Source organism: Photobacterium alginatilyticum (assembly GCF_009910675.1).
Taxonomy (GTDB): Bacteria; Pseudomonadota; Gammaproteobacteria; order Enterobacterales; family Vibrionaceae; genus Photobacterium; species Photobacterium alginatilyticum.
In genome coordinates, this window is the sequence record NZ_RSEJ01000008.1 from 181,723 (window position 1) to 205,406 (window position 23,684).

Genomic DNA, 23,684 nt, shown 5'->3' on the forward strand with positions numbered 1-23,684 from the left:
GAAACAAACCAGTGATCAGATTCAATATTCAGATATTTACCCTAACTGACATCACACTGATTAAAATAGCGAGGGTATAATTGAGAGAAATATTAGCAGGTATATTTTCTTGCTTGAGGATTCGGCATGTACACCAAAGAGCATATTCACTCACGCAACCAAAAACTCAATAGTTTTCAGCTTTCAAAGCTTCATACTTTTGAGGTCGCAGCCAGACACTGCTCATTTTCCATGGCGGCTCAAGAGCTTTCGATGACGCCGAGCGCAATATCTCACCGCATTAACGGACTCGAAGAAGAGCTTGGCATCCAGCTGTTTAAGCGATCCCATCGAAAAATCAGCTTAACCACCGAAGGAGAGCGGATCTACCTCACCCTGAAACAATCGCTAAACGCCCTGAACCAGGAAATACTTGAAGTACAAAGTGGCGAGGTGTCAGGTACGCTGACCATCTATTCACGCCCCTCTTTTGCCCAGTGCTGGCTGGTTCCTCGGATCTATAAATTTAAACAGCTGTATCCTGCAATTGAATTAAAAATCTTATCCGGCAATGAAAATATCAACTTTTATGGTTACGGCATTGATATTGCCATTTATTATGACGATAAAACACCAAAGAAACTTTGGCATCAGGAAATAATGTCAGAAACCATCGTTCCGGTCTGTACACCGTATTATGCAACACAACACGATTTAATTGGAAAAGAACATAACCTGCGACAGTGTACTTTATTGCATGACAATCAAGCCTGGGACTATGATTCAAATGTTGACGAGTGGGAGTCTTGGGCAAGGAAGTATAATATTGAATCCATAGATCAAATCCCGAGCATTGGTTTTGACCGTTCCGATCTTGCCGTGGTTGCGGCGATTAATAATGCTGGTGTGGCCATGGGCAGGCATAGTCTGGTAAAGAAAAGAATTGAATCCGGTGAATTAATTACCCCATTTTCCAATAAAGAAATCCCCTGTGCCCAGCGATATTACATCGCCACGCTTCCAAATAATCACACACAAAAGATTGAGCTCTTTATCGACTGGATATCGCGCGAGGCAAGACTTTAAGACAATAAGCAAGAGATCTAACCGACACTGAATATACCCAAACTACCTCAAGATGCTCGTTTCAGCGAGAATTACTTGGCTTGTAGGCTAGGCACCGATTAGAAAATCTAGTGGCTCTAAATTAATAATCGGTAACAACGCATAGAAGCCCCTATTTACTTAACAGAACTGGAACTCGCCCTTTGGGAGTGAGCCAGCGAACCCATTTCTGTGTCAAATAACGTTGAAAGGGAATAGCCATTCCTACCGTCATTTTCCTTGAACTGAGCTCGCTGGACTCACTCTGAATTCTGCATCTTGAGGTAGTTTGGGTATAAAATCGATTAAGATCTCCATGCATTAATGGCTAAACGAGGATCACCTCAATGCCTTTCTCTCTTAGCTTGGCCACAACCTCAGGATTGGCATCCTGGCCTGTTACCAACACATCAATGCGATCGGCATTACAGAACAACATACCTGCTCGCTGACCAACTTTGCTGCTGTCGGCAAGGACCGCCAGCTTACCGACATGATCTAGCATTTTCTGCTCTGCCATCGCTGTCAGCATATCCATTTTATACAAGCCGTCTGCCGTGATCCCCTTGCCGCTGGTAAACATCCAGTGTCCGGCATACAGCGACGATACTTCATCTTGCGGGGCTAAAGTAATTGACTGGGTTTTGTTGTACTGACCACCAATGATCACCACCCCGTCGTGCTCTTCCTCTATCAGGTAATTGGCAAGCGGGAAGTAGTTGGTGATCACCTGGATATCCTGGCCGCAGATCTCCTGCCCTAGCAGGAACGCCGTGGAACCACAGTTGATGACCACACTTTCGCCGGGTTGGCACAAAGCAGCCGCAGCCTGGGCAATTCTCACCTTCTCATCAAGGTTTGACGCATGATGAATATTAAACGGAGACCAATAGGTTCTCTCCTGCGCGACAGCTTCTGCACCGTTACGCACTTTTCGCAATTTCCCAGAATCGTTCAGCTTGTTGATATCACGACGTGCAGTTGCCGGCGAGATATCAAACTCTTCAATAAGGTTGGCAACCGTCACATGCCGCTTATGGTGCAACAATTCGAGGATGGCGTTATGTCTTTGGGCTTCAGTCATACCACACCTCAATTTCTTCTAATGATTAAAAATGATTATTCCCTGATTTTATAATCGTAAAATTGAGATGAAAAGAGATAACAAGAATTATTGGATGATTTTAAGACTCACAAGGCAGACAAACTCCCTCAATCAGGGATTTGTCTGCTGTGACTGGCCACTTAGGCATTTATTGAGAAGAGCGGGGGTTAGACAGGTGATTAAACAAGATTAAAACCAGCCTGGTTGGCCAGGCCGACCAACCGTGTCTTGGCAAGCTTGATATTCTCCATCCAGTTTTCATCCTGCGCCCACATCTCAATCACCAAAGGGGCGGTATAGTCAATTTGTGCCAGGGTTTTGAATATGGCACTAAAATCCACTTCCCCTTCACCAATCACCAAATCCCTGAACTGCCCCTTGCTGGTTTCCGACACCTTGAGGGTATCTTTGAGGTGGATCTGAACAATGTGATCACGACTAAGCTTCAGCTCCGTACAGGTATCATAATTCCAGCCGGTAATATTGCCGACATCGGGATAAGCCATAAAATAGGTCGACGGGATCTCTCGTTTCAATACCTCGAATTTACTGAGGGCATTGAGGTATGGCGTATCCATGATTTCGACCCCAAGCATCACCCCGGCTCGCTCTGCCATCTTGGCCGACGCCTTCATTCCCTCGACAAAACGCTGATGGGTAATATCGTTTTGCGGCTCATAGTAGACATCGTAACCCGCCAACTGGATACACCTCACCCCTAGCTTATAGGCAAGGTTAATTGCCTTTTCCATAATCACATAAGCTTCTTTGCGCGTGGTTTCGTCTTCAGAACCAAACGGGAATTTACGGTGGGCACTTAAACACATCGAATGCAATGGCATTCCGTACTTTTCGCATAAGTGACGCAAGGCATAGATCTCATCATCACTCCAATCAAGACGAGCACGGCGCTCCTCTGATTCATCAACCGAAATCTCAACGAAGTCAAAACCCAACTCTTTGGCACTGACTAGCTTCTCTTCCCATGACAAGTCATTGGGCATGGCCTTTTCATATAATCCGAGACGGAGCTCTTTATCAAAGTTATGCATGTTTCCCCCTATCTATTTATATTGCTCACGCGCGAAAGTACGTTGAGATAATGTCGGCAATACCTTTCCCGTCGTTCCCCTCCGGGGTAGATATATCAGCTGCACGTTTAACGGCGTCGTCGGCATTGGCCATCGCCACTCCAAGGCCTGCCAGCTCAATCATGGATATATCATTGTGATTGTCACCGATGGCAATCACTTCAGACGGCGTTATGCCCAAGGTTTGAATATATTCAGCCAACCGGGCCCCTTTGGTATTGCCTTTGTTGGCAAAGTCGATACGGTTAGACCACGACTTCTCTCCGGAAAATTCATCCTGTATAAATGGCAGCCGGGTAAATGACTCGATCTGCTCGATATCCCCTTCTACAACAAACTTCCAAATGTAGTCATTCAGTGCCAGTTCCTGCTCAAAAGACGCAATGCGGCGGATCTCCGGCTTGATGGCAGCAGGAAAATCCTCGGCCCATGCCTCCAGCGCCTTCATATATTCAATCGGCTTTTGAGAGGAAAAGGTCATGGCATCTGTCACATACATCACCATGTTTAGCTGGTGCTGATGGGCCAGCTGAAGAAACTGCTTGGCTTTCTCTTTTGGCAAAGCATTTTCTTTAACGACCGTGTCACTGCTGAAGTCGTAAATATAAGTACCGTTACAGCTGATAATCGGCGTATCGAGGCCTAGCTCATGGTGGTATGGCCTGGCGGCTGTATGGTGTCTTCCTGTCACCAGCAAAACGACAACGTCATCTTTTACGCGCTGAATTTCCTGCTTCACCTGCGGTAAAATTTCATGATTTGACGTAAGCGTCGTACCATCCAGATCAAGCGCCAACAATTTATATTTCACAGCGTTCACCTTGTTTAAATACTTAAAATTCCACACTTGTCATTGAAGACGGGTTCAAGCCCGGGGTTAAAAGAAGGGCTACCTTCCAACATACGACGCGAACCGAAAACAGGAAGATAGCCCAGTACTTTTACCTGAGAGCTTTATCTAAGCGCTTTTATAGGAATGCTTTATACGGCAGCTCAGGCTCGTCAGTGTAGATATCGCGGAAACCACGGAAGTGCTGGTAGTGCATACGGCCCTTGTCTGTTGGGTAAGTGTATTTACCGCCGACCTGCCAGAAGAAAGGAGCAAAACCGTATTGCAGGCGCTCTTTCTTCATATTCCACAGCACTTCAATTTCGCGCGGATCGTTTTGGAAGTTTGCCCAGATATCATGGTGGAAAGGAACAACCACTTCGCAGTTCAGTGATTCACCGGCACGAAGGATGTCAGAAGCCGTCATCTTGTCCGTAACGCCGCGTGGGTTCTCACCGTAGGAAAGCAGCGCAACATCAATCTTGTGATCGTTACCGTGCTTGGCATAGTAGTTGGAATAGTGAGAGTCACCAGAGTGATAGAGCGAACCGCCCGTTGTTTCGATAAGGTAGTTGACGGCGCGATCGTCCATACCATCCAGGATGCCCTTGTCATAAGACGACGTTCCTTCAGGCAGTGTAACCAGCGCTGTCCGGTCGAATGAGTCAAGCACCTTGATCAGTGCATCACCCACCTGGATTTCATCACCCACTTTCGCAACGATACAGCGCTCTTCAGGAACGCCCCAGCCAGTCCATAAATCAACACACGCCTGCGGGCCGATAAATTTAACGTGGTCACCGCAGTTTTGCAGTACCGCCGCTGCCACGTTGACGTCGATATGGTCGGCATGGTCATGAGATGCCAACACCGCATCGATTTCTTTAATCGCAAACGGGTCCATTGGGAAAATGGCCGTACGCAGGTTTGGCTGCAGCTCACGAACACCACCCATACGCATCATCTGGTGCTGGTTTTTCATCAATGCATTCTGCTGCGTTTTTTTGCCGGTACCACACCAGAAATCCATTGAGATATTGGTGTTGCCTTCTGTTTTCAGCCAGACACCGGTACACCCCAGCCACCACATAGAAAACGTACCAGGCTGAACTTCGGTTTTTTCAATTTCTTCGTTTAACCAAGTTCCCCACTCAGGGAATGTATTTAAAATCCACGATTCACGGGTAATTTCATTTACTTTGCTCATTACAGTAACCTTTCGTTGGGGGATGTTATCAACCAAAAAGTGTTGTCGTCAGAAGTCACCTTTCGACTGGAATTGTTACACCAAGACAACGTCGATGCCTTGCTGTTGAAGTTGTTTCACCACATCGGGATCTGCCGCTTTACCTGTTATCACTACATCTAACTGCTCGGAAGACGCAAACAGCAATCCCGCTCTCTGGCCCACTTTCGAGCTATCGACCAAGGCAACCAGCCTGCTGACCTGATTAAGCATTTTGTGCTCGGCCATCGCCGAGAGCATATCCATCTTATAAAGTCCTTCCGCCGTCAGGCCCTTGCCGCTGGTGAACATATAGTGCCCGGCGTAAAACGATGTCATCTCCTGATGGGGCGCGAGAATTAAACTGCGTGTTTTGTGGTACTGCCCGCCGACAATCACCACGCCATCATGGTCCTGTCCGATGAGGTATCGCATCAGCGGGAAGTAATTAGTGATCACCTGAATATCGCGACCGCAAATTTCTTTGCCCAGCAAGAAGGCTGTAGAACCACAATTAATCACGATACTGTCACCAGGTGAGCACATATTTGCCGCATATTGTGATATACGGACTTTCTCATCATGATTGAGTGTTTGGTGAATATTCATTGGCGACCAATAGGTACGCTGGTGATCCACCACCTGAGCACCATTGCGTACTTTCTTTAGCTTTCCCTTCTCATCTAACTTATTGATATCTCTTCTAGCTGTCGCAGGAGAAACACCGAACTTTGTAATCAGGCTCGAAACAGTGATCGAACCTTTCTGATTAAGAAGATCCAGTAACGCATTGTGGCGCTGTGACTCAGTCATATATTTAACTCACCCTGTGACAACTCATGACACACCACGACTATAACAATCACAAAAATGATTATCAATGATTATAATGAGCATTTTGTGATTAGGATCTGATTTCAAATTGAGTGATGGACAGACGATATTATCCTCCGAAAGCATCTCTATACATAACAAGCACTTAGCCACAACCCTCAGTTTTAAAGGGCTTAGAGGGGTTTAAGTAACAATGTGGCGTAGGGAAACAGACAGATTAGCCAAAATTGATTTCGATCAAAAGCGAAGCAACAGACACGAGATCACTCTCACATAAAATCACAAATGGTCTTTTTGTGATTATTTATGATTGCTATGGTGATTATGCGAACAGAGAACAGGTAGATAGATCAGAGAATAAGAAACGGCATTGAGCCAATCACCCCATTTACATGAAGCGATGGAGCATCATAATGGAAACCCTATACGACATTTTCTATATCTTTTACAGCCAGGTCATGACCAAAGCGCCGCTACTCCTGGGGCTAGTAACATGCATCGGCTACTTCCTTTTAAAACGTGACAACACCACCATTATTAAAGGCACAATCAAAACGATTGTCGGCTTTATGCTGGTACAGGTCGGCGCCGGTACCCTGGTAAAAGGCTTTAAACCGGTTATCGAAAAACTTTCCGAATACCACAATCTCACCGGCTCGGTCATTGACCCCTACACCACCATGATGGCGACCATGGAAACCATGGGAGAGAATTACTCCTGGGTCGGTTACGCCGTACTCATGGCGTTGGGCATCAATATCCTGCTCGTGGTATTCCGCCGCTTTACCGGTATTCGTACCATCATGCTGACCGGCCATATCATGTTCCAGCAGGCTGGTCTGGTTGCGGTGTTCTACTTTGTACTTGGTGCATCCATGTGGGAAACCATCATCTACTCTGCAATACTGATGGCACTCTACTGGGGCATCTCGTCCAACATCATGTTCAAGCCAACAGAGGAAGTCACCGGTGGTGCCGGCTTCTCTATCGGCCACCAGCAGCAGATCGCATCCTGGATAGCCACCAAAGTTGCGCCCAAGCTTGGCGATAAAGAAGACAGCGTTGACCATATCGAGCTACCGAAATGGCTTCATATCTTCCATGACAGCATTGCCGCCACCGCCATCGTAATGACGCTATTTTTCGGCATCATCCTATTGTCGTTTGGCCTGGATAATCTCCAAGCCATGGCGGGCAAGACTCACTGGAGCATCTACATTCTTGAAACCGGTCTTAAATTCGCCGTAGCCATTCAGGTCATTGTTGCCGGTGTACGCATGTTTGTTGCCGAGCTGTCTGAAGCATTCAAGGGGATCTCCGAGCGTGTTATTCCTAATGCGGTGTTAGCCATTGACTGTGCTGCCATCTACGCCTTCTCTCCGAACGCGATGGTATTTGGTTTCATGTGGGGTGCTATCGGCCAATTTGCAGCCGTGCTTGCCATGCTGGCCTTCGACGCGCCAATCATGATCATCCCGGGCTTTATCCCGATGTTCTTCTCGAACGCCACTATCGGTGTATTCGCCAACCATTTCGGCGGCTGGAAAGCGGTCATGAAGATCTGTTTCGTGATGGGGATTATCGAGGTTGTTGGCTCTGCCTGGGCAATTCACCTCTTTAGCCAGTACGGCACTGAATTCAACGGCTGGATGGGTATGGCTGACTGGGCACTGGTATTCCCACCAATCATGCAAGGTCTGTCTTCATCTTCGATGTTCTTCTTTGTCCTGCTCGCACTGGCTGGCGTCTACATGTTCTTCGCCTCTAAAGCCCTACGTGCCGAAGAGGATGCCGAAGCGGCAGAAGCAACAACCGTGGCAACAGACTCAAGCAATGAACAAATCGCTGAAATTGCCGACCAGGCTATCGCAAGTTCTGAAGGTCGCGCCATTCGTATCCTTGCCGTGTGCGGTAACGGTCAGGGCTCATCCATGATGATGAAAATGAAAATTGGTAAGTACCTGGAGAAGAAAGGGATCCCGCACGTAATGGATTCATGTGCAGTCTCGGACTACAAGTCGAAACTGGCCAATACCGACATTATCGTGTCGTCAAAACACCTGGCAGGCGAGATGGATGCAGGAGAAGGCAAGTTTGTCCTCGGGGTGCAGAACATGCTGAACCCGAACTCCTTCGGTGACGAGCTACTGGGCCTTATCAACAAAAACTTCGCTAGCTAACAACAACTGATCACTAGAAAGATAATCCTGCCAGCCGACAGGCTGGCAGGAAAGGGAGTCGAGCAATGAACTTTAAACAATCACTTATCGAAAACAACTCTATCAACCTGCAGGCAGATGCCGCTAACTGGCGTGAAGCCATCAAGCTGGGCACCGATATGCTGATAGCATCCGGCGCAGTTGAGCAAAGCTATCACGATGCGATTATCCGCAGCGTAGAAAAACTCGGTGCCTACATTGTTATTGCCCCTAATTTTGCCATGCCCCACGCCCGCCCTGAAGACGGTGTTAACCGCACAGCCTTTGCACTGGTAACCCTGAAAGAGCCGGTATTTTTTGACGGCGAAGAGGAGCCGGTGGATGTCATGGTCACTCTGGCGGGCAGTTCCTCGGACCAACATATGGAAGGCCTGATGGAAGTCACCCAGGTGCTGGAAGATGACGACAGTGAAACCGGTGTCGATCTAGACAAACTCCGCGCCTGCCGCAGCCAGGAAGATGTCTACGCGGTCATTGATGCAGCACTTGTTGAGGCCTGATTGGGCTCCCCTCCCAATAAGAGAGTTACTATGTACCAAGCACTGAAAGAAAAAGTACTGGAAGCAAATTTATTGCTGCCGAAATATGATTTAGTCACCTTCACCTGGGGAAACGTATCTGAAATAGATCGCGATAAGGGCATCATTGCCATTAAACCTTCAGGGGTAGAATACGATGTCATGAAGGCGGACGATATTGTCATTGTCGATTTAGACGGCAACGTTATCGAAGGGACATTAAATCCATCCAGTGATACCGCGACCCATATTGAGCTTTACAAAGCATTCGGCTCTATCGGCGGTATTGTTCATACTCACTCAAGAAATGCGACAGTATGGGCACAGGCCGGACTGGATATTCCTGCGCTGGGTACCACGCATGCTGATTATTTCTACGGCGATATTCCCTGCACCCGCCAGCTCACCCCGGCTGAGATAGACACAAAATACGAAAAAAATACCGGACTGGTGATTATTGAAGAGTTTGGTCGCCGGGATATTGATCCGAATGCCGTTCCCAGCGCCATTATTTCAGGCCACGCGCCTTTCTCCTGGGGTAAAAATGCCCACGATGCCGTCCATAACGCAGTAGTACTGGAAGAAGTAGCAGCAATGGCACTTGCAACACGCTCTTTAAATTGCGGCATAAAAGTACAGCAAGAGCTTTCGGATAAGCATTACAACCGTAAGCACGGCAAGAATGCATATTATGGGCAAAAGTAGCCGTTAATCTTTTCATCCTTTTAAATTGTTATAAATAAAGCCTCAGCTACCAATTAAATAACGTTAATTATTGTAAAATTCTTGAGAGAAATAATCATGACTAAACCATTAATCCAGATTGCACTTGATTCTACCGATCTTGATACTGCTGTTTCGGTTGCTAATAACGTAGAAAGTTTCGTTGATGTTATTGAAGTCGGTACTATTCTAGCCTTTGCCGAAGGCATGAAGGCTGTGCGTACTCTTCGCGCCAATCACCCCGAGCATATTATTGTCTGCGATATGAAAACCACCGATGGCGGCGCTATTCTGGCACGCATGGCATTTGAAGCCGGGGCTGACTGGCTTACCGTTTCTGCCGCTGCACATATTGCCACCATTGAAGCATGTAAAAAGATTGCCGATGAACTAGGCGGTGAAATCCAAATCGAGCTATACGGTAACTGGACCCTGGATGATGCCCAGGCATGGGTTGATCTCGGCATCAAGCAGGCCATTTACCACCGTTCGCGCGATGCCGAACTTGCCGGGGTAAGCTGGACGGACGAGGATATTAACCGCATGCGCGTTCTTTCGGAACTGGGGCTGGAAGTCTCCATCACTGGCGGCATCGTACCGCAAGACATTCACCTGTTCGAAGGGATCAAAGCCAAGACCTTTATTGCCGGCCGGGCATTGGCCAATGATACCGGCAAACAAACCGCAGAAGCACTACGCGCCGAAATAAACAAATACTGGTAATACAAAAGAGCCCCCCGAGAAACACTGAGTAAAACACACTCCTATCTCTTGGCCTGTTTCGACAGGCCTTTTTTAGTAAGCAAGAGGCTGTCATGCTAGCTGGGATCACGACGTTAAACGAGAATACCTATAACCAAACGACGGCATACCACGAGCAACACCTGTTGATACCGCGTTATCGTATTGAACGAGAGAAATTCGAAACAGAAATGATCCGGTTTTACCGAGCCCGCGATTCCGTTCAGTACCAGCTGGAACAGCTCAGGGATCAAACAGCGGTAAATAATGGACTCAGGCAAGCCCAGCGATTTGATCTCAGCATTCAGCTATTAACCAGCCATGAAATCGAAATAGCTATCAATGATGCGGTGGCAAATGGCCAAAATATCGAGGCAGCGGCATTTGATGCACTCAGTACTTATTCCGAGCTGACAATAACATTGGGTGATAACAAGTGGTCTCTTCAACAAAATCACATCAAAGAGCTGTGCCATACATTGCTTTGGCACCTGATGTCTATATAGGCAGGTTAAGTGGCACTGTCATTGTTATCAACGACATGGCTATCAACAACATGGTCATCAACAACATAAAGTTGACCATCTTTGACCAGTATACAATCCATGCCAGCGTTACGCGCAGCTTCTATTCCCAGCAAAGTATCTTCAAATACGACGCACTGCTCCGGAGCCAGCCCCAGTTTTTCAGCTGCCAATAAGAACGTATCCGGTGCTGGCTTATAGTTTGTTACGTCACTGGATGTAACAACCACATCAATCAACGGCAACAGGTCTTTGCTCTCAAGGATGCTAATTGCATTAGTGCGCTGGCCGCCGGTACCAATGGCCGTCTTCTTGGTATCTCGATATTTAACCAAAAGATCGTAAGTACACGGTATAACCTCACCATGATCATCAAGAGCTAAATAGGTTTCCAACTTGGTACTGGCAATATCCTCAGGACGATGGCTTAGCCCGTAGCGCTCAATCATGGCACTGGCCATTTTGACACTTGGCTGGCCACTGAGCTGATACAACCAACCCGCATCAAACGGAAAGCAATAATGCTCGCTGGTGCGCCGCCAGGCCTCCAAGTTGGCTGGCATCGTATCCACCAGCGTGCCATCGAGATCAAAAATTAACCCCTGATATTTTGCCAAGTCCATCACCGTGAATACCTCTTCATTTTCTGCTTATCAAATGACCACTAATTACAGAACGAGACTATAACAATCACCATCATGATTAACAATGACTACAACGATATCAGGATGATTGCAAATGACAAACCACAAGCGCACATAATGGAATATAAACTTATTACCTATTAGGCATTCCTTGCTTCGAGCCAGGCCAGCCTTTTTCCTGTCATATTCGTAATGAACAATCATTCAGCATTTAACGGTATTATTCACAAAATTATCAGTTAAGTGATCGCGATCACCAACATCAAAGCACAAGCGAGATCGTTTCCACAAAAAATCACATGTTACCTTCTTGTGATTATATGTGATTGCTATTGTGCTACCCAAACGATATCGTTGCCCAAAAGCCGCAGTTTATCGTTTGCCTCGAGTTGCGGAGCATCATAATGGACACCCTGTACGACATCTTCTACATCTTTTATAGCCAAGTTATGACCAAGGCACCGCTCCTGCTCGGGCTGGTCACATGCCTTGGATACTTCCTGCTAAAGCGCGATAGAACCACCATTGTCCAGGGCACAATCAAAACCATTGTCGGCTTCATGTTGGTACAAGTGGGTGCCGGTACGCTGGTCGCCGGGTTTAAACCGGTGATCGAGAAAATGTCCGAGTACCATAACCTGACTGGCTCGGTCATTGACCCCTACACCACCATGATGGCCACCATGGAAACCATGGGAGAAAACTACTCCTGGGTTGGCTATGCCGTCCTGCTGGCATTGGCAATTAATATCCTGCTCGTCGTCTTCCGCCGTATCACAGGCATTCGTACCATCATGCTGACAGGCCACATCATGTTCCAACAAACCGGTCTGGTTGCGGTATTTTACTTCGTGCTCGGCGCTTCAATGTGGGAGACGATTATCTACTCAGCTGTACTGATCGCGCTGTACTGGGGGATCTCCACCAACATCATGTTCAAACCTACCCAGGAGGTAACCGGCGGAGCAGGCTTCTCGATTGGCCACCAGCAGCAAGTCGCCTCCTGGATAGCCATCAAAGTCGCCCCAAAACTGGGAGACAAGAACGACAGCGTCGACAAAATCAAGCTGCCCCAGTGGCTTCACATCTTCCACGACAGTATTGCCGCCACCGCAATTGTGATGACGCTGTTCTTCAGCATTATCCTGCTCTCTTTCGGCTTCGACAGGCTACAAGTGATGGCAGGGAGTACCCACTGGACCATTTATATTTTTGAAACCGGCATGAAATTCGCCGTGGCCATTCAGATAATCGTCATGGGTGTGCGTATGTTTGTCGCCGAGCTATCCGAGGCCTTCAAGGGGATCTCCGAACGTGTGATCCCCAATGCCGTCCTGGCCATTGACTGTGCTGCTATCTATGCCTTTTCACCTAACGCCATGGTCTTTGGTTTCATGTGGGGAGCCATCGGCCAGTTTACGGCAGTACTTGCGATGCTAACCTTCGATGCCCCTATCATGATCATTCCGGGCTTTATCCCGATGTTCTTCTCGAACGCTACCATCGGCGTGTTTGCCAATCACTTTGGCGGCTGGAAAGCGGTCATGAAGATTTGCTTTGTGATGGGGATTATCGAAGTCCTCGGCTCTGCCTGGGCCATTCACCTTTTCAGCCAGCACAACACGGAACTGAACGGCTGGATGGGAATGGCCGACTGGGCACTGGTGTTCCCGCCAATTATGCAGGGGCTGTCATCCTCTTCCCTATTCTTCTTTGTCCTGCTGGCATTGGCAGGCGTTTATATGTTCTTCGCATCAAAGAAGCTTCGCGCCGAAGAAGATGCGGAGAAGGGAGGCATGATGAACACTTATGCCACGGGCAGTAACGAACAACTCGCCAATAATAACATTCAGTCAAACGCTCCTGCGGAAAGCCACGCAGTTCGTATCCTTGCTGTGTGCGGTAACGGCCAGGGTTCATCAATGATAATGAAGATGAAAATCGGCAGTTTCCTGGAAAGCCAAAACATCCCTCATACCATGGATTCATGCGCCGTCTCTGACTACAGATCGAAACTTACCGGCACTGACATTATCGTTTCCTCAAATCATCTGGCCGGAGAGATGGAGGTCGGTGACGGGAAATGTATCCTGGGAGTTAGGAACATGCTGGATCCAACCTCTTTTGGCGGCGAGCTGCTTGAGCTGATAGACAAGCACTTCACCAATACACAGCTTGATAGCCATTGCAGCGAAAAAGTTAACTTTAAGCAATCCCTCATTGAGAATAACTCAATCAGGCTTCAGGCCGATGCCGCAAACTGGCAACAGGCCATCAAGCTAGGCACAGATACTTTAGTTGCCTCCGGCGCCATCGAACCACGCTATCACGACACTATTATTCGAAGCGTGGAAAACTTGGGGGCCTACATCGTTATTGCCCCCCACCTCGCCATGCCCCATGCCCGGCCAGAAGACGGGGTAAACCGTACCGCCTTTGCCCTGGTAACTTTAAAAGAGCCTATCTACTTTGAAGGCGAAGCAGAGCCAGTAGACGTATTGGTGACCCTGGCCGGCAGCTCTTCCGATCAACATATGGAAGGCCTGATGGAGGTCACCCGGGTATTGGAAGATGAAAGCAGCGACACCGGCGTTGATCTGGATAAGATCCGCGCCTGCCGCTGCAAGGAAGATGTATATGCTGTGATTGACGCCGCGCTTGCGGGCCAACAAGTATAAGAAGCGTAGAGCATTGAAGACTAAAACTGCTTCACGGTATCACGAGCTTGTAATTCAACTTTTCGGTTCTTATAGCTCGTGTAACAAAACACCAGAATAAATTTCAGCGTCATGATCAAAATGATTGTGGGTGCCGGTGCACTATCAATGAAAAAGCTAGCGTAAACACCGAGAAAAGCACTCGACAGTGACATCAGCAGTGCGAGTATCACCATGTTATGGAAACGACGTGTCAACAGAAACGCTGTCGCTCCCGGAGCAATCAACATCGCAATTACCAGGATCATCCCTACCGCTTTTAGTGCCGCAACAATCGCAAGTGACAATAGCGATAAAAGCCCATAATGGAGGAATTTAACCGGAAGCCCGATCGCTTGCGCATGTTGGTGATCAAACACAAATACCAGTAAATCTTTACCTTTAAATACAGCAAAAAGCACTACCATTAGTGCGACAATAGCAGCTTCAATAATATCAGCCCAATCTACACCTAGTGCATCACCAAAAAGAATATGGTCTAAGTGAACACCTACTTCCACTTTTGTCATGAGAACGAGGCCCAATGCAAACATTGCCGAAAACACGACGCCCATGATCGTATCTTCTTTAATTCGACTATTCTCTTTCAGGTATCCTGTAGATAGCGCACAGAACATACCTGCGGCAAACGCACCAAGGGTATAAGGGATAGCAAAAATATACGCAATGACGACACCGGGCAAAATGGAGTGAGCAATTGCATCTCCCATCAAGGACCAGCCTTTCAACACTAAAAAACAAGAAAGCAGTGCTGTCGGAATTGCCACCAGCAGTACGATAAGAAACGCCTGCTGCATGAAAGTGAACGTAAACGGCATAAGGAGTGTATCAAGCATTGTTGTGCTCCTTGTTCATCATAGAAACAGAAGATGCCGAATCAGGTTCCTTTCTTGTCATCCGCTGATTACTTTTACGTTTGATGGCAATTTGACCATGTTTAGGCGCAAAGACAAAAGCAGCTAGGAAACAAGCGGTTTGCAATAGCACAATGATCCCGCCAGTTGCACCATCAATGTAGTAACTAATATAAGCACCAAAAAATGAGCTGCCAGCACCAATAATCACCGCATAGATAATCACCCGAGAGAAGCGGTCCGTCATTAAATAAGCGGTTGCGCCAGGGATTACGACCATAGCGATAACCAAAAATGCACCTACGGTTTGCAGTGCAGCGACCGTGCATGCACTCAGAAGCGTAAAGAAAAGTACTTTAAGCCTTGTCGGGTTTAACCCAATACTTTGGGCATGGTTTTCATCAAAAAAAACCACCATCAGATCTTTCCACTTCACCAGCAATACCGCCAGTGAAAGACCACCGATAATCACTAACTGAAAAGTGTCGGTTGGTGTAATAGCGAGCACATTTCCGAGAACAATCGTCTGAATGTTTACCGCCGCTGGAAACAACGACACCAAAAACAGGCCAAGCCCGAAAAATGACGTAAAGATCAGACCGATGATCGCATCTTCTCGTAACTTGCTTCGTTGGCTGAGAAAAAGCATACCGGCTGCAGCCAAGCCACCTGAGAGAAACGCACCAAAGGCAAAAGGTAAACCAAGCATGTATGCACCCGCGACACCGGGGACGATTGAGTGTGACAGCGCATCACCAATTAAAGACCAGCCTTTAAGCATTAAATATGTAGACAGAAAGCCGCACACTCCCCCAATGAGAGCGCTCACCCACATGGCATTAACCATGTATCCGTAGTGAAATGGTTCAAGCAAATATTCCATCTGAATGAACTCCTTACTTCTCTGGGCGTGATACAGGCACAGCTTGCTGCTCACCATACATCACAACCGGGCGTTCGTGGTCCGACAGTACAGTTAACTTACGTTCATCGTTATCTTCGTGCAGTTCTTTACCACCAAGGATAAAGTGACGAAGCACACCGCCAAACGCGAGTTCAAGGTTTTCCGGCGTAAAGACCTCACTTGTCATGCCTTGCGCCAGCACCGTTCTGTTAATCAATACCGTACGGTCACAAAAGTCAGGAACACTTCCCAAATTATGGGTGGATACGAGCATCACTTTGCCTTCATCACGTAAATCACGAAGAAGCGCCATGATCTGCTCTTCCGTTTGCACATCGACACCAGTAAAAGGTTCATCAAGCAAAATCACTTCGCTCTCCTGCGCCAATGCCCGGGCAAGAAAAACTCGCTTTTTCTGGCCACCAGAAAGCTCGCCAATCTGACGCTTTCGAAAGGCCGTCATGTTCACTCGCTCTAATGCCGCGGTCACCATGTCATGATCCGTTTTTTTCGGAATTCGGAGCAATCCCATATGGCCGTAACGCCCCATCATGACGACATCTTCAACAAGGACAGGAAAGTTCCAGTCAATCTCCTCACTCTGAGGCACATAGGCCACAACGTTTTGCTTGAGGGCTTTTTTCGCTGGCATATCAAGAATTTCGACCGATCCTTGACTGACGGGCACAAACCCCATGATGGATTTAAATAGTGTTGACTTACCGCTACCGTTAACCCCGACAAGGGCCGTAATCGACCCTTTTGGCAGTACAAAACTTGCGTTGTAAAGTGCGGTATGACCGTTGCGATACGTTACGCTAATGTCTGATACTTTGATTCCTGCCATTACTGCTCCAGACCCTCTGCAATTGTGTTTGAAGTCACTCTCAGCAAGTCGAGGAAAGTCGGCACAGGCCCATCTTGGCTGCTGAGTGAATCGACATAGAGAACACCGGCATATTTCGCACCAGTCTCACGAGCGACCTGTTGCGCAGGTTTAGCTGACACCGTACTTTCACTAAATACCGCAGGGATCTGATTAGCCCGGACCTTATCAATCAGCCGCTTCACTTGCTGTGGCGTACCTTGAGAGTCCGCATTGATTGGCCATAGGTATAGCTCTTTAAGGCCAAAATCACGTGCCAAGTAGCTGAATGCGCCTTCACTCGTTACAAGCCAGCGTTTGTCCTCTGGGATCTGAGCAACTTTATCGCGAATAGGCTGAACCATATCCCTGATCTGTTGTTTATATGCCTTAGCGTTCTTGTTATACGTTTCGGCATTCGCACTGTCGTACTTAACAAGCGCCGCGCGAATATTCTCGACATAGACCAATGCATCACTCGGTGACATCCAGGCATGTGGATTTGGCTTACCGCTATAAGGACCTTGCGCGATACTCATTGGTTTTACGCCTTCGGTCACGATCACGCTTGGCACATCATGAAGATTTTTGAAGAATTTCTTAAACCATAATTCCAGGTTCAAGCCATTGTAAAGAATAAGGTCTGCGCCCTGAGCCCGGCGAATATCTCCAGGCGTTGCCTGATAATTGTGGATTTCGGCATCAGGTTTGGTAATGGATTTCACGACAGCAGCATCACCGGCTACATTCTGAGCCATGTCCGCAATAATGGTAAATGTAGTCACGACTTTAAATTTCTCGGCAGCAGTCGCTGCCGTACCGAACCCCAGTGACACTAACGATAAAAATACAACTGCTGGTTTGGCTAGAGTGCCAAGCTTAAGTCTCATCCGTGTTTTCTCCAGTCGACGATAGTTTTCTGAACTCGGAAAAGATTCTACTCCTACACACTAACAATGTAAATGATAACTATTATCATTTGATTTGCTGTTGCAACCATTTAATAATGGCTTGGTTGGTTTCTTCCGGCTTTTCTTGCTGGATCCAATGGCCACAATCCAGATTGCGCACTTCCACATTAGGCACGTATTCTGTCAGCCTTTCAGACTTAGGGATGACATCTCGGTCGCCATAGATCATAAGAGTCGGTTGCTGGATGATTGGATTCACGTCCGCTAACAAGTGCCAGTTTCGATCAAGGTTCCTATACCAATTTATGCTGCCAGTAAACCCTGATGATTCGAACGCAGAGACAAACACAACCAGCTCTTGGTCACTCATCAAGGGCTCACCGGTTGGCTCTTCACATCGTGCAAGGTTGATCATCACCATGCCTTGTTCCGGCTCTTTGTGGGGCATATTTTTCCTATACAGATTACGGAGGAATTGGGGCGTATTCTGTTCCAGCACCGCATCGGCAACACCGGGTTGTCGGTTAAAATGGACAAAGTAGTTGTCGCCGCCAAGTATGTGTTCCATCAATTCGACCCAGGGCGTTTCTCCTCGTTCCTGGTAAGGTAAGCTCAGGCTTATCACGTTGTTGACACGGTCTGGATGCAATAAAGCCAATCCCCAAACGACCATCGCTCCCCAATCATGTCCGATAAAGGTGGCGTTGTGGTATCCATAGTGATCGAGAAGAGCAACAAGATCTCCCGTTAAATGAGTAATGTCATATTGAGTAACCTGCAACGGGCGTGACGAATTACCATAACCACGCTGATTTGGGACGATGACATGGTAGCCCGCCTCGACGAGAGCGGGGATCTGATAACGCCAAGAGAAGGCATGTTCTGGCCAGCCATGGCAGAGCACGATAGGGTTACCCACATTTGACCGCCCCGCTTCGAAGACTTCGAGTGTCTCCCCGTTGACGGAAACCAGAGTGGATTCAGGAAAATCGGCGGGATCATACATTTTATCTCTCCTATATAAATTGCGGTTGTACAGGCTCAGGGATTGACGATGCGTATTACACCGTCTAAATCACTTTGCTGACGTCGAGAGATAATTTATATATCTTAATAGTGACAAATACTGACACCATTGAATGGTAGCTTTACAAAATGAATATTCGCCTACGTCAAGATGCCATCGTGCGAAGCCTGCGCCGCAACGGGACTTCGACAGTCGCTGAATTAGCGCAGGAGGTGGGAGCCTCCAGGCGTACAGTGTTACGCGACCTCAACGCATTGCGTGATGAAGGTTTTGTGATTCATTCAGAGCCCGGACGAGGGGGTGGCCTGCAACTTGATCCGCGTTCCATTCAAACCACAGTGAGACTCTCAGTCGCCGAGGTCTTTGCACTTGTCATCAGCGTTACATCGATACGTGCAGCCGGAGGCATGCCCTTCTCAGGACTCGCTGACGATGGGCTTGCCAAAATCGAAAAAGCGCTGCCATCAGACAAGTTGCACGATCTGCGCCGCCTGCTGGATTGTTTGTATGTCGGGAAGCTCGCACCAAAAGTGGACATAACCAATATCGGAGAAATGGACTCCGCGCTACTGCCCGTTTTCGAGACAGCTTTTCTGCAGCAACTTCATCTGCGCTTTCAATATTGTGACGCCAAAGGAACAGTCACCAACCGATATGTTGAGCCACAAGCAATGCTGATCTTGCCGCCACTCTGGTATTTGGTCGCTTGGGATCCGAAACGTCAGGATTTTCGTCACTTTAGGATGGACCGGATCAGCACTCCCGAGTTCGTCGAAGGTAAAACATTTCTACGGCGACATGTTCCGTTCGATGATCATGTATCCCCAATTCGCAACCTCGCTCGCTAGCTATAGCATGTAAGATCCTTTTAACAACTAACCACTGGTGCATCAAGGATGCACATCAGTATGAATAAGCATCGAAACTCAAATCTGGGCATTTTCGCGTGAGAATAAATGCTTAATGTCCAGCCTATAAACTGGTGTTAGTCCTGTCAGCGAAGATACCGCAGAAAATACGGCATAATAGTTACAGCAGTGAAGTTTATTGGTGAGCGTAGTTGGGGGATAACAGCCAAAATGGTCATTACCCCCTGTGACTTTTATTCGGTCGCCTTAGTCATAACTGTTTTGCTTATAACCTGCAGGCGGTTCAAGGTTAATATCAAAAGGCAAGGCAGCAGCCAGCTGGCATGGGCGCTATATAATGGCAGCATGCGTACTAGTGTTGTGCCAAGGCTTTCCGGGATCTGCCCCAGGATATTCAAAGCATCAAGCCCGCCTAAAATTAAGGCTGTCAGCAAGCTGGTATTGTATACCCATGCACTGACTTTTTTAGATGGCAGGACAAAAGCGGCTAACACCAATGCAATTGCGACAGGGCAGATAACTAGGATCGCGGGAAGGCTGACCGCCAGGATTTGTTCAAGACCAAAGTTGGCAATGATACAAGTAAGTACTACGACAATGCTGGCTGTCAGCGAAAACGGTGCGTTAAAAGTTTGTTTGTAATATTCTGCGCACGCATTAGTCAGGCCGACAGTGGTAGTCAGGCAGGCCATGACAATAATAGCCGCCAGCAACCATTGGCCGTAGATGCCAAACTCTCCGGCAACATACCGTGTCAGGATTTCACCGCCATTGGTCGCATTGGCAGCCACGGTTGTTGATGTAGCACCGACATAACCCATAGCCAGGTAACAACCCGCCATCAGCACCGCATAGATCACCGCCACTTTGAAAGCGGTGTTTGCCACGGCTTTCGGCTCGGTGACACCTTTGCCGTTGATAGCCTGGATGATAACCCAACCGAAACCTACCGCAGCAATGGCATCCATTGTCATGTAGCCCTGGATCAACCCATGGGTGACGGCATTTTGCTGATAATCTGCCGACGGGGCTTGTGGTAATCCCAGTGGCGAGATAATGGCAGCAAGCGCCAGCGACAGTAGCATAAGGATCAGCAAAGGTGTCATTACCTTGCCAATGTAGTCCACCAGTCGGCCGGGACGGAAAGCCAGCGCAAGAGTCAGGCCACAAAATACGACTGAAAACAGCAAGAGTTGATCACTGTCGAGAAATGGCTTGAGTCCCATTTCGTAAGCCACGGTGACGGCACGGGGCATACCAAATGCCGGGCCGATGGCAGTAAACAGAGCTACCCAGAAGGTACGTGCCAGCCAGCTTGGTAGCGGCTGGGTTAAATTTTGGGTCGTGCTGATACGCCCAAGGACGACAAGCGTAAAGGCTGGCAGGCCTACCGCAGTAATCAGAAATCCACCCATTGCAGGAAATAGGTTGGTACCTGCTTCAAGTCCGAGTGATGGAGGGAAGATCAAATTTCCTGCACCGAGAAAAAGGGCGAAGGTCATAAAGCCTATGGCAAGTAAGTCGTGTTTTTTCAAGGGACATGTCCTGTATTGTTTGTAATTAGGACCGTCAGGAAAGCTGAAAAAAAGAAAGGTAATCGTTCCTCCGTCAGCCAGGCTGACGGAAGGTAGCCGCCAGCCTAGTTAATAATAACCAGAATAATGGCGATAATAATGTTGGTTGCACGCAATACAGCCTGACCAGGTACTTTCAGGGAAGCAGCAAATAGTTTGGCTGTATTTAATAGCATAATAAACTCTGGTGTTTTGTAACGGCAACAAAATCAAAGTACAAGCAAAATGCGGAGTTGTAAACTATTTTTCGGTCATTAATGTGGAGGGGGTGATTTTTACCAGTGTAAAGCTCGGGATGCATGACAGGAGTTTTGAGAATTAGCGATACCGTGCCAGCGGTCTCAACTTGGTTGTAGCAGTCATCATTCTTTGGAATACGGAGTATACAAAGAGAGTAGTAAAAACAGTGAGAGCGTGGTGAAAGAGTTGACGCCTGATATTAGCCAACGTGTAGGTTCCCTCGTAATCACATGATTACGCTGGCACGAAGTGGGACAGAAACATATTAGATTTGTTGCCCTATTGGGGCTGAAGACATTAGTTAATTATTAAAAATGCCAGTATTAAGGTACCACCCGGTGAATCTGCAAGGATCACCAAGCTTAATACTCAAACTGCCGGGTGTAACGGGTCACCTTGATTGCTTTGTTATACTAAGCGCGAGCCAATACAAACTCAGGATATTTATTTGACCAGTTGTGAATGGTATCTCGGCTCACTTCAAAGAAATCAGCCAAATCATGGTCGATAACCCCTCTTAAGCAAAACTTATGGCATTGCTTGGCATAGTCCGCTTGATATTTATTATTGAAGGTATTACCTGTTGGTGTCGACATAACTAGCTCCTTGTTATTTAAGCACCATCTAAGATATAACACCCCAGCATTTAAATTAGAGGTTGCTAATAAACCGAAAAAGTTTTCAGATTTGAAAAATTAGTTACGTTTGATAAGCTAGTTCAATGACCTAGGAAAGGAGTGTTTCACTTGGGACTGGCCCCAAGCCTCCTCTGCCAATGAAAAGATACAAGACTAAACAATAAAAACACGTAATAACAAAAACCTACCTCTCAACCCTTATTGGTATAAACTCGGCTACTTACAGAATAAAAGTTAAAGTACTGCTATCTACTTAAGGCATAAATAGAACCCTGACATATAAAGAAAATAAAACAAACCAAGAGAAGTCTAAATTATAATACACTATAGTAAAGTAATACCTACTAACCTACTTGTTACACTCTTAAATTGTGGTATCAACTATGACTATCACTGTATATTGGTCTTTTATAATATCTGTAATTTGTGCGCTTTTTTTAACAGCACTTATTACCGCTCTAATACTAAATGAGAATTTTAGAAGAGATCTATCAGCTTCTGATAATAAAGCAAATATTTTTAATGTCATATCTATAGAAGGAGCTGTAATACTAATACTCTGCTGTTTGTTTTTTTATGGCTTGCTTTTTCCAGTATTAAATCCAAACCTAACATTCTCAGCTTTGGCCGAAGCTAAAGGAATTGATAATGAAGAAATACAAGACACTAATGATTTATTCGATAACTACTTAACAGTAAAAGGTAGAGTAAGTGATTTATTCAATGAAAACACTGACTTATACAACAGGATTGTTGTTTTAGAAGAACAGAAAGATAAAATGATTGAAATCAGCAACATAGCAGAGACAGTTGAAAGTTTACCGTCAGCTTTCGATGAATCAAAAGCTGATGATAAGACAAATGAATCAAAAGAAATGTATAATTTCCCATCAAAAAAAGTTGGACCTTGGAGTGAGTTACGCGATTCCATATCTATAATTGTAACTGTTCCTGGAAATGTTAAAAAAGGAAACGCAAGAGTTTGCCCAGAGTACATTGGTCATAAGTACTCAGTTATATCTAACACTCATATTGATGGAGAGCCAATTCAAGGTAGTGCAGAAGTGTTACATGCTAATGATTATATCTTCAAAGCTAATGACTGTAGTAAGAAAATAAAGTTTGACATGCAAATATCATGTGAGGATGCCAATAACATTTTCACATCTAAAGTTATCACTTGTGATAAAGAAGGGAAAGCAAAATGGCAACAAGGAAATTTGCAAAGATTAGATGCCTTAATGACAAAAACTCAGGATAGTTCTGAATTAGTTATCTTATTGAGCGAATGACATTCATTCACTCAATAAGATAACTACACCTTGTCAAGAAAAATAACATAGTAACTTATTTACTGAAAATATAGCCTCATAACATTTAATCTTACTCTTTATCCAAGTACTGGAGGATCCCCACAAAATTTATGCATGATAACTGCTCCTCGCCATCATAATTAACTCTTGTTGTGCCCAACGTAATGTTGAATCTGTAATGTGATATTCTAGCCGTCGAAAGACTTCTTTTCCGAGCCTGACGAACGATAATACAC

The 23,684-nt window shown here is 46.6% G+C and carries 22 protein-coding genes and 2 pseudogenes; 10 read left to right on the forward strand and 14 right to left on the reverse strand.

Annotated features, from left to right (window positions below; translation table 11 throughout):
• Nucleotides 1-126 precede the first annotated feature (126 nt).
• Nucleotides 127-1,065, forward strand: coding sequence for a DNA-binding transcriptional regulator DsdC (dsdC, locus tag EIZ48_RS10015; protein WP_160650587.1), 939 nt, complete (start codon nt 127-129; stop codon nt 1,063-1,065).
• A gap of 346 nt (nt 1,066-1,411) precedes the next feature.
• Here the strand turns inward: dsdC and ulaR (EIZ48_RS10020) are convergent, their stop codons facing one another.
• The 5 genes from ulaR (EIZ48_RS10020) to ulaR (EIZ48_RS10040) form a co-directional block, all read right to left on the reverse strand.
• On the reverse strand, nt 1,412-2,167 hold the full coding sequence (gene ulaR / locus EIZ48_RS10020; RefSeq protein WP_160650589.1) for an HTH-type transcriptional regulator UlaR: 756 nt from the start codon (nt 2,165-2,167) through the stop codon (nt 1,412-1,414).
• Between the two features lie 200 nt (nt 2,168-2,367).
• A complete protein-coding gene (locus EIZ48_RS10025; RefSeq protein WP_160650590.1) occupies nt 2,368-3,240 on the reverse strand; it encodes an L-ribulose-5-phosphate 3-epimerase in 873 nt (290 codons plus the stop codon).
• A gap of 25 nt (nt 3,241-3,265) precedes the next feature.
• Entirely contained in the window at nt 3,266-4,090 is an 825-nt protein-coding gene (locus EIZ48_RS10030) for a Cof-type HAD-IIB family hydrolase (protein WP_160650591.1), read from the reverse strand.
• Nucleotides 4,091-4,247: 157 nt separating this feature from the next.
• Complete coding sequence (gene ulaG / locus EIZ48_RS10035; RefSeq protein ID WP_160650593.1) at nt 4,248-5,315, reverse strand: L-ascorbate 6-phosphate lactonase; 1,068 nt, start codon at nt 5,313-5,315, stop codon at nt 4,248-4,250.
• A 75-nt stretch (nt 5,316-5,390) separates the two neighbouring features.
• A complete protein-coding gene (ulaR, locus tag EIZ48_RS10040) occupies nt 5,391-6,146 on the reverse strand; it encodes an HTH-type transcriptional regulator UlaR (protein WP_160650594.1) in 756 nt (251 codons plus the stop codon).
• Nucleotides 6,147-6,580: 434 nt separating this feature from the next.
• Here ulaR (EIZ48_RS10040) and EIZ48_RS10045 point away from each other — a divergent pair, with 434 nt between their 5' ends.
• The 5 genes from EIZ48_RS10045 to EIZ48_RS10065 all read left to right on the forward strand — a co-directional run bounded on the left by EIZ48_RS10045 (nt 6,581) and on the right by EIZ48_RS10065 (nt 10,874).
• Nucleotides 6,581-8,347 (forward strand): PTS ascorbate-specific subunit IIBC, encoded by a 1,767-nt coding sequence (locus EIZ48_RS10045; protein ID WP_160650595.1) that lies wholly within the window; start codon nt 6,581-6,583, stop codon nt 8,345-8,347.
• Between the two features lie 65 nt (nt 8,348-8,412).
• Entirely contained in the window at nt 8,413-8,886 is a 474-nt protein-coding gene (locus EIZ48_RS10050) for a PTS sugar transporter subunit IIA (RefSeq protein ID WP_160650597.1), read from the forward strand.
• Between the two features lie 30 nt (nt 8,887-8,916).
• Nucleotides 8,917-9,609, forward strand: coding sequence for an L-ribulose-5-phosphate 4-epimerase (locus tag EIZ48_RS10055; protein ID WP_160650598.1), 693 nt, complete (start codon nt 8,917-8,919; stop codon nt 9,607-9,609).
• Between the two features lie 96 nt (nt 9,610-9,705).
• Nucleotides 9,706-10,350, forward strand: a complete 645-nt coding sequence (locus tag EIZ48_RS10060) for a 3-keto-L-gulonate-6-phosphate decarboxylase UlaD (RefSeq protein WP_160650599.1) — start codon at nt 9,706-9,708, stop codon at nt 10,348-10,350.
• 92 nt (nt 10,351-10,442) lie between these two features.
• Nucleotides 10,443-10,874: a phosphoenolpyruvate-utilizing N-terminal domain-containing protein gene (locus tag EIZ48_RS10065; RefSeq protein ID WP_160650600.1), complete on the forward strand. Its 432-nt coding sequence runs from the start codon at nt 10,443-10,445 to the stop codon at nt 10,872-10,874.
• Between the two features lie 5 nt (nt 10,875-10,879).
• Here EIZ48_RS10065 and EIZ48_RS10070 read toward each other — a convergent pair whose 3' ends face one another.
• Nucleotides 10,880-11,515: an HAD family hydrolase gene (locus tag EIZ48_RS10070; protein WP_160650602.1), complete on the reverse strand. Its 636-nt coding sequence runs from the start codon at nt 11,513-11,515 to the stop codon at nt 10,880-10,882.
• Nucleotides 11,516-11,940: 425 nt separating this feature from the next.
• Between EIZ48_RS10070 and EIZ48_RS10075 the strand changes: the two genes are divergently transcribed.
• The gene (locus tag EIZ48_RS10075; protein ID WP_160650603.1) at nt 11,941-14,214 is read left to right on the forward strand and encodes a PTS ascorbate-specific subunit IIBC; all 2,274 of its coding nucleotides are present in this window, start codon (nt 11,941-11,943) and stop codon (nt 14,212-14,214) included.
• Nucleotides 14,215-14,234: 20 nt separating this feature from the next.
• On the opposite strand, the gene EIZ48_RS10080 is transcribed toward EIZ48_RS10075, so the two are convergent.
• The 5 genes from EIZ48_RS10080 to EIZ48_RS10100 all read right to left on the reverse strand — a co-directional run bounded on the left by EIZ48_RS10080 (nt 14,235) and on the right by EIZ48_RS10100 (nt 18,793).
• Complete coding sequence (locus tag EIZ48_RS10080; RefSeq protein WP_160650604.1) at nt 14,235-15,089, reverse strand: metal ABC transporter permease; 855 nt, start codon at nt 15,087-15,089, stop codon at nt 14,235-14,237.
• Nucleotides 15,082-15,990, reverse strand: a complete 909-nt coding sequence (locus EIZ48_RS10085; protein ID WP_160650606.1) for a metal ABC transporter permease — start codon at nt 15,988-15,990, stop codon at nt 15,082-15,084. Before EIZ48_RS10085 ends, EIZ48_RS10080 begins: the two co-directional genes overlap by 8 nt.
• 13 nt (nt 15,991-16,003) lie before the next feature.
• Complete coding sequence (locus EIZ48_RS10090; protein WP_160650607.1) at nt 16,004-16,858, reverse strand: manganese/iron ABC transporter ATP-binding protein; 855 nt, start codon at nt 16,856-16,858, stop codon at nt 16,004-16,006.
• Complete coding sequence (locus EIZ48_RS10095) at nt 16,858-17,766, reverse strand: metal ABC transporter substrate-binding protein (RefSeq protein ID WP_160650608.1); 909 nt, start codon at nt 17,764-17,766, stop codon at nt 16,858-16,860. Before EIZ48_RS10095 ends, EIZ48_RS10090 begins: the two co-directional genes overlap by 1 nt.
• Before the next feature lie 85 nt (nt 17,767-17,851).
• Nucleotides 17,852-18,793: an alpha/beta fold hydrolase gene (locus EIZ48_RS10100; protein ID WP_160650609.1), complete on the reverse strand. Its 942-nt coding sequence runs from the start codon at nt 18,791-18,793 to the stop codon at nt 17,852-17,854.
• Between the two features lie 149 nt (nt 18,794-18,942).
• Between EIZ48_RS10100 and EIZ48_RS10105 the strand changes: the two genes are divergently transcribed.
• Entirely contained in the window at nt 18,943-19,662 is a 720-nt protein-coding gene (locus EIZ48_RS10105) for a helix-turn-helix transcriptional regulator (protein ID WP_160650610.1), read from the forward strand.
• A 254-nt stretch (nt 19,663-19,916) separates the two neighbouring features.
• On the opposite strand, the gene brnQ is transcribed toward EIZ48_RS10105, so the two are convergent.
• The gene (gene brnQ, locus EIZ48_RS10110) at nt 19,917-21,218 is read right to left on the reverse strand and encodes a branched-chain amino acid transport system II carrier protein (protein ID WP_160650611.1); all 1,302 of its coding nucleotides are present in this window, start codon (nt 21,216-21,218) and stop codon (nt 19,917-19,919) included.
• Nucleotides 21,219-21,552: 334 nt separating this feature from the next.
• Here brnQ and EIZ48_RS30675 point away from each other — a divergent pair.
• Nucleotides 21,553-21,669 (forward strand): annotated as a pseudogene (locus tag EIZ48_RS30675) (Tn3 family transposase); the annotation flags it as partial.
• 241 nt (nt 21,670-21,910) lie between these two features.
• On the opposite strand, the gene EIZ48_RS10115 reads toward EIZ48_RS30675, so the two are convergent.
• On the reverse strand, nt 21,911-22,093 hold the full coding sequence (locus EIZ48_RS10115) for a hypothetical protein (RefSeq protein WP_160650612.1): 183 nt from the start codon (nt 22,091-22,093) through the stop codon (nt 21,911-21,913).
• A 425-nt stretch (nt 22,094-22,518) separates the two neighbouring features.
• Between EIZ48_RS10115 and EIZ48_RS10120 the strand changes: the two genes are divergently transcribed.
• Nucleotides 22,519-23,427 (forward strand): hypothetical protein, encoded by a 909-nt coding sequence (locus EIZ48_RS10120; protein ID WP_160650613.1) that lies wholly within the window; start codon nt 22,519-22,521, stop codon nt 23,425-23,427.
• Between the two features lie 129 nt (nt 23,428-23,556).
• Here the strand turns inward: EIZ48_RS10120 and EIZ48_RS10125 are convergent.
• A pseudogene (locus tag EIZ48_RS10125) lies at nt 23,557-23,684 on the reverse strand (IS4 family transposase); the annotation flags it as partial.